General features: G+C 63.6%; 1 pseudogene. It reads left to right on the top strand.

Going from position 1 to position 242, the window contains the following annotated elements:
- A pseudogene (locus tag R0J92_RS26010) lies at nucleotides 1-242 on the top strand (TetR/AcrR family transcriptional regulator); the annotation flags it as partial.

Raw genomic sequence — 242 nt, 5'->3', positions numbered from 1 at the left:
TATATATCGACCAACGCGTCCGCAAGGCCACTGAACTACTCGCACCCGAGGCGCCGCTGCAGGACAATTTGAACGCCCTTTTGCTAGCCCGGGAGGCGGATGCGTCTTCCGGCAACGGGCGCGGATGTCTGTTGGCGCGCTCCACGGCAGAGGTGGGGCGCGATCCGCATATGACCACTGGGATATGCCGTGGTGACAACTTGCTGCTGCAGGCGCTCACGCAGGCCTTTCACCGCGCGCAG

The organism is Tritonibacter sp. SIMBA_163 (assembly GCF_046535935.1).
In the GTDB taxonomy this organism is placed as follows: Bacteria; Pseudomonadota; Alphaproteobacteria; order Rhodobacterales; family Rhodobacteraceae; genus Epibacterium; species Epibacterium scottomollicae.
The sequence above is the reverse complement of the archived record's forward strand: the minus strand, read 5'-3'. Positions and strand labels throughout refer to the sequence as shown.